At 26.3% G+C, this 4442-nt stretch carries 8 protein-coding genes; 1 reads left to right on the top strand and 7 read right to left on the bottom strand.

Going from position 1 to position 4442, the window contains the following annotated elements; translation table 11 throughout:
* The first annotated feature begins 277 nt into the window (after positions 1-277).
* Entirely contained in the window at positions 278-694 is a 417-nt protein-coding gene (locus Q0138_RS07020; RefSeq protein ID WP_297982572.1) for an NUDIX domain-containing protein, read from the top strand.
* Between the two features lie 185 nt (positions 695-879).
* Here Q0138_RS07020 and Q0138_RS07015 read toward each other — a convergent pair whose 3' ends face one another.
* The 7 genes from Q0138_RS07015 to Q0138_RS06985 form a co-directional block, all read right to left on the bottom strand.
* A complete protein-coding gene (locus Q0138_RS07015; RefSeq protein WP_297982569.1) occupies positions 880-1224 on the bottom strand; it encodes an SseB family protein in 345 nt (114 codons plus the stop codon).
* A 135-nt stretch (positions 1225-1359) separates the two neighbouring features.
* Entirely contained in the window at positions 1360-1758 is a 399-nt protein-coding gene (locus tag Q0138_RS07010) for an SseB family protein (RefSeq protein ID WP_297982566.1), read from the bottom strand.
* A gap of 116 nt (positions 1759-1874) precedes the next feature.
* Entirely contained in the window at positions 1875-2063 is a 189-nt protein-coding gene (locus Q0138_RS07005; RefSeq protein ID WP_297982563.1) for a hypothetical protein, read from the bottom strand.
* Positions 2064-2100: 37 nt separating this feature from the next.
* Complete coding sequence (locus tag Q0138_RS07000; RefSeq protein WP_297982559.1) at positions 2101-2352, bottom strand: hypothetical protein; 252 nt, start codon at positions 2350-2352, stop codon at positions 2101-2103.
* An 84-nt stretch (positions 2353-2436) separates the two neighbouring features.
* Entirely contained in the window at positions 2437-3009 is a 573-nt protein-coding gene (locus Q0138_RS06995; RefSeq protein ID WP_297982557.1) for a hypothetical protein, read from the bottom strand.
* Positions 3010-3168: 159 nt separating this feature from the next.
* Positions 3169-3570, bottom strand: a complete 402-nt coding sequence (locus tag Q0138_RS06990) for a hypothetical protein (protein WP_297982553.1) — start codon at positions 3568-3570, stop codon at positions 3169-3171.
* A gap of 124 nt (positions 3571-3694) precedes the next feature.
* The gene (locus Q0138_RS06985) at positions 3695-3943 is read right to left on the bottom strand and encodes a hypothetical protein (RefSeq protein WP_297982550.1); all 249 of its coding nucleotides are present in this window, start codon (positions 3941-3943) and stop codon (positions 3695-3697) included.
* Positions 3944-4442 lie beyond the last annotated feature (499 nt).

Here is a 4442-nt window from a genome sequence, read left to right as displayed (position 1 = left end):
ATGATGAAAATTGTTCTACAGGTACTTGTGCACCTGTCAGTCCTTTCTCTCGTAGCGGGGCTTTGTTTCTCTTGTTTTTAATAGTTTTACTTCTAATTTTATTTTTAATATTATATCTCAATGGATATTTAGGTTGAGTTTTATTTTTAAGTTTTATTTTAAAGTTTTAATTAATGAAAAAAATTTATTTTTAAGTTTCAATAAATTTAAATAAGTATTTTTTATAGTTTTAATTAATGAAAAAACATATTTTTATTAATGGTTTTAAGGTGAAAAAATGAATACAATGTGGGGAATGGCTGTAAGAGGAATCTGTGAATATGATGGCAAATATTTGCTTCTTAAAATAAGATCTGCTTCTTCTCATGATGCAGGTAAATGGGAGTTTCCAGGCGGAAAGGTAAAAAGAAGTGAATTCTTTGATGAAGCCTTAAAAAGAGAATATTTGGAAGAGACTGGTCTTGAAATAGATCTTGTCTCATTATACAACACCCTTCAACATGATTATGTTGCATGTAAAACAGGAGAAAAGGTAAAATCAATTCAGATTATTATGAAAGTTACTGCAAACTCTGATGAAGTTACAATAAGTAATGAACATGACATGTATGGATGGTTTACAAAAGAAGAAATTAAAGAGATGATTAAAAATAATCAATTAACACCTCCGGCAAAAAGGGCTTTGTGCAGGTAAGTGTTGATTTAATTAATCATTCCTTTATTTATTTAATATTAAATTTTTGAGTGTTTTTTTCTTAATTATTTTTAGCTATTTTTTTAGTTTTTTTTTTAAATTTTAAAATTATTTTATTTAATTTCAGCTATTTTTATAGTTTTTTTTTAAATTTTAAAATTATTTTCCTATACGTATTTTTATTTCTATTCAAAAATAAACAGGAAATTTTCCAAATCTAAATGAAGGCTAGATTCAGTATATGGATTAATATAAAGATCTTCTATGTCTAAATCCTCTTCTTTAAGAATATTAAACAATTCTTTCATACTTATTGCTTTAAGTTCTCCCTCTATTTCAATTTCTACCTCATCCAAATCTGTAAATAGAACAATATAATTCATATCCTTCTTAAAAACCTTTATTTTTGAATCTTCATCAATTATTGTTATCAATTCAGCAGTTTTTAACTTTTCAATAAATGTCCAAATGTCCTTTTCACTATCTTTGATAATTGCTTCCTTCAATTCATCATTTCTTATAGATTTCATAAAAATCCCTCTTTTGCTTTTTTAGAATTTAAGAGAGTTGTTTTTTAAAACTGTTATTTTAGAAAATATTTTTTTTTAGAATTTTTAAGAGAATTATTTTTTTAAAGAGTATCCATATAAGAAAAAATTCTAAATTTAATTTAACTTTTTCAAAAATTCATTAAAATCTAATTTGTATGGATTTATTCCATAGGGATTGATTACAATATAATTAAATTCTGCATCGAATTGAGATAGAATAAGTGATAATTCATTCATTTTAACAGCTATTGATTGAATTTCATATCCTGCCTTTTCTATTTCCCCAGTGTCTGTAAATAGATATATGTTACGATCTCCATTTTCCTCATCAAAATATCCAATTTGAAGATTTAATGTTTCATTATCTATAGTTTCATCTTCAATTGCAATTACAGGAACAAAGAGTTCTGATTTTATTAATTCATCTAAAAGAAGGTCTGGATTTTGCTCAATCTTAAGTCTTGATTTAGATTTCAGTAATTTTTTAAGTTTCTTATTATTCAGATTTGCCATATAATCACTCAAGTAATAGAATATTTTCAATGATTCGATTTATATTTTTTGTTTTTATACTGTCATCAGCTTTACTTGACCTGCTGCATTTTGTTCAATCTAATCTTCAATTGCTTTCAATAATTATTCTGTTTTCGTCTTAGTTTCTCTATTTCTTGGAATTCCTTATACTGTTCAGGATTTGCCTTTTTAAGTCTTGCGCGAATTTCCTTTTCCTCATCAGGTTCGCATTCATTTAACAGGTTTATCCAGAAACTGTTGGCTAAACCGTAACCTGCGTCAAATCTTATTTTCTCCTTTTTCATAAGTACTCACCGTTCTTTTTCAAATTCATATGGATTTTCATAACAGTTTTCTGAAATTTGCGACAGGAGTCTTCTTCAAAAACTCATCTTCAAAAGTCTTCTTACAAACATCTCCATAAATTTCAGGATGGTCATAATCGAAACAATCATAACCATAACTCATCTGAAGAAAATTAGGCTCATCTTTCAGTTCTGCTTCGATTTTCTCCATCATGAAGTCAACATCTTCTGCCTTGCAGTCTTCAAGCAGTAATTCAACCACTCTTTTTTCATATTCCTTGTAAGTCATCGGATAATTCTTTTCATCAAAAACTATATTTTCACCTCATTTCTTTTTAGGTATAATTTCTTTAGGTATAATTTCTTTTTAGACCTAATTTATGTCTGATTCCTGTAAACAGATTATACACTTTTTACCAACTTTTGTTTTGGATAAACGTATACAGCTGGTGTGATCGGTGTCAGGTCTGATTCCCTTATTCAATATCTCATCAATTTCAACTGAAATATTTTCCCATTCATCCCTTTGGCTAATTGGAAAGATTACATATGATCTGTCTCCAAGAAATCCCTCATTTATTCTAATCATTCCCTGGCCATTAAAGGTCTTTTTAACTTCAGTTTCATAAAGAATATTCCTTTTTCTTAATTTTATCTCTAGAGCTTTATCGGAAGTGATTACAATACAGGTTTTGCCCTTATACTCACGTTGAAGTTCTATTTGGTATTTGTCATCCTTGAATATTGCTTCCTTATTCAATATTTCATCAATGATAATATTTAATTTGCCATTTTCATCTTTACATTTAAGTGGGAATATGATATAGGTGTATTTGTCTGTTTTTTCATTTAAGCGAATTACTCCAATTCCCTTTTTGCCGCTTTTAACTTTTCCTTGGTATATAATTTTATCTTTTTCTATTTCTAAATTTAATTTCATTTTCATAGTTACGCCTCCTTTTTAAAATTCCAATCTAGTTTTGATGTTTTGGTATATTTGGTTTTATTTAAGTTAATTTAGTTAAAAAAATTTAAATTTTTAATTTAAGTTAATTTAATTAAAATTCAACTAAAAAACTTAAATTTTTAATTTAAATTAATTTAATTAATATTCACTGAAGAAATTAAAGATTCTGCCTTTACTAAATACTTCTCCATTTTCATATGTTTTTATCTTAACAAAAACAAGATTTTCATCCTTGTAGCATACACTTGCTGTTTCACGTTTGATACAGTTTTCATTATCAGGCAATTCCCAGGAGTCTCCTACTTTGGATTTGTAAAGTTCAGTCCAATAGACATTTAATGCATAATCTTCCATATCGGCATATTCTCCTTCCAAGCGGAATGCTATAGGTTCTTTAATATTTTCAAGGTTGGTTTCATAACATCCAATCTCTCTTTTTAAAACTGTTTCGTATGATTCAGTTCCATGTTTCATCTTGTCTAGTTCGTCTTTAAATTGTTTTGTTACGTTTATTGTTGCTCTTTTGTTTTTAGTTGCCATTTTTGATCCTCCTTATTTTAATATTTTATATTTAACATCTCAGTATTGTTTCTGTTTTGTTTTAATATTTTTTTATTATTTTAATTCATTGTTTAATTTCTGTTCTCTTTAAATATTTTATTATTTAACGCTCCAGCATTAATTCAGTTTCATTCTCCAGTATGACAATACATTTGCGATGAACATATTTTTTAGCCAAATTTATGCCGCTGGCGTTACGATTGTTGTTTCTAATTCCTTTATTTAATATTTCATCAACAGCTACGCGGACTTTTGATCCGATGTTTTCACGTAAAATTGGAAAGATTACGTATGCACGATTTCCAATTAAATTATTATTGCATCGAATAAGGCCATTGTTTTTATATGTCATCTTAACTTTACCATCATAAATGATTTCTTCTTTAGGTATTTCTAAGCTTAAGTATTTTTCCATAATTTTACCTCCTAATGGATTTAAAAGAAGTTTTAAAGTAAGTCGTAATAATTTTTAAGTGGCATGCTTATTGGTGTTTATTAAATTTATGGTGTTAAATTTTTAATAAAACAGTTAATATTTATTTTTTAAGAGTTTAACTAGAATTTTGTTAATTTTAGTTAAAAATTCTTTTTTTTAAGAGTTTAACTAAATTTTTTTAAAATTAATTAGTTAAAAACTCTTTTTAAAGATTAACTAAACCAATAAAATTCTTTTAGCTACAAAGTATAAAAATTATTAAAAGTTTTTACTTTAAAATATCTATTTTCAAGGAAAAGTTCTTATGGCAATGTATGGATAAAAATTTCCCCTTGATTTTTTTTCTGTACTTATTATTTTGTTATCATTATATATAAATTTTTCTATCTTGTACATTACATTTTAACTTTTTAAA

This window comes from uncultured Methanobrevibacter sp. (assembly GCF_937906425.1).
Lineage (GTDB): Archaea > Methanobacteriota > Methanobacteria > Methanobacteriales > Methanobacteriaceae > Methanobrevibacter.
This window is presented reverse-complemented; position numbering and strand designations above follow the sequence as displayed.

Bases quoted from the DNA above. Each gene is read 5' to 3' on its own strand.
- Q0138_RS07020 (WP_297982572.1), top strand. From the start codon at position 278: ATGAATACAATGTGGGGAATGGCTGTAAGAGGAATCTGTGAATATGAT.
- Q0138_RS07015 (WP_297982569.1), bottom strand. From the start codon at position 1,224: ATGAAATCTATAAGAAATGATGAATTGAAGGAAGCAATTATCAAAGAT.
- Q0138_RS07010 (WP_297982566.1), bottom strand. From the start codon at position 1,758: ATGGCAAATCTGAATAATAAGAAACTTAAAAAATTACTGAAATCTAAA.
- Q0138_RS07005 (WP_297982563.1), bottom strand. From the start codon at position 2,063: ATGAAAAAGGAGAAAATAAGATTTGACGCAGGTTACGGTTTAGCCAAC.
- Q0138_RS07000 (WP_297982559.1), bottom strand. From the start codon at position 2,352: ATGACTTACAAGGAATATGAAAAAAGAGTGGTTGAATTACTGCTTGAA.
- Q0138_RS06995 (WP_297982557.1), bottom strand. From the start codon at position 3,009: ATGAAAATGAAATTAAATTTAGAAATAGAAAAAGATAAAATTATATAC.
- Q0138_RS06990 (WP_297982553.1), bottom strand. From the start codon at position 3,570: ATGGCAACTAAAAACAAAAGAGCAACAATAAACGTAACAAAACAATTT.
- Q0138_RS06985 (WP_297982550.1), bottom strand. From the start codon at position 3,943: ATGACATATAAAAACAATGGCCTTATTCGATGCAATAATAATTTAATT.